Raw genomic sequence first — 1,125 nt, forward strand, 5'->3', positions numbered from 1 at the left:
CGGGCCTGTTTTGTTCTCTGGTAGAGCAGAGCGGGCTCAGGGCTACTGAAAGCCCGCTCCGTAACGCTTTAGCGGTCGGAGTCGGGTAGTTTACCCGCACGCAAACGAGATTTTGCCTCGGTGCCGGCAGGGATCCCAAGTAGCAGCCAAAACCTAATCTTGAGTATCCAACCTGCGCACCAACCAGCGCCGCAGCGGATGCCACACCGGCAAGGATAGGATCCAGCGGGATTGCTGCTCCAGCATGAGACGCTCCACCGGATACAGGCCGAACAGCTCATAGCGGCTTTGGGCAATCAGGATCCCCATCGTGAAGCTGACACAGAGCAATAACCCCAAGGTGGGCCATCCTGGGCGGTGAAACAAGGCATATCGCAGGCCCGTCCAAGTAAAGTAATCCCACAGGCGGGCTATATCCGCTCGCAAAGCCCAAAGGCTAGGGATCCCGACTACCAGCCACAGCAGGCCCAGAAAGATGAAGCTACCACCGTGATAGAGGCGCAGCAGACGCTTGGCTGCCGGAGACAGAGCTTGAGTGCCAGAGGCAGCTTTCTTTTCCGCAGCTGAGCCAGGATCAGGGAGCAATGGCATGGGGATCCCAATTTTCGACACCTCAACACCCATTTTGGACTTATCTCCGACGCAATAGCTCGGTTGCATGGGATCCTCGAACTCAAACGAGTACTTTTCTGCTTTCGGCTCGCCCATTTTAAGGGATCGATGCACAGGGAGCCCAGTTGTGGCTCTCCCGCTGCACAGCGCCATCCAAAAAGGCACTGATCAAAGCATCTGCTCAAAGCATCTGCCGTCTGCAAGTCTTCCTTATCCGTACAGTCAAGTTTCCTGAGAGACGCCCAGACGTCCCGTTCCAAGAGCTTGGCAGACGATCTCTTTGACGTTCATATCCTGAGCGAAAACCAACATTCCCACGGTGAAGGGATCCCGACCCGGCTCCCCAAGGCAAACCGCGCAATTTGCCCAAGCAACAATGCAGAACTCAAGGTCAGAGGCAGGTTGGTCGGGGTCAGAGAATGGGAACTGGGTCGGGGATATAATGGCTCTGCACCCTTTTCTTCGGCCTTGCTAGCTCAAAGGATAGAGCACCGACCTTCTAAGTCGATGGTT

General features: G+C 55.8%; 1 protein-coding gene. It reads right to left on the reverse strand.

Features of this window, described 5'->3' with window-relative positions; all coding sequences use genetic code 11:
- Positions 1 to 153 precede the first annotated feature (153 nt).
- Entirely contained in the window at positions 154 to 591 is a 438-nt protein-coding gene (locus NW856_RS01725) for a hypothetical protein (protein WP_414341644.1), read from the reverse strand.
- Between the last annotated feature and the right edge of the window lie 534 nt (positions 592 to 1,125).

This window comes from Synechococcus sp. R3-13 (assembly GCF_047462195.1).
Classification (GTDB): Bacteria; Cyanobacteriota; Cyanobacteriia; order Thermostichales; family Thermostichaceae; genus Thermostichus.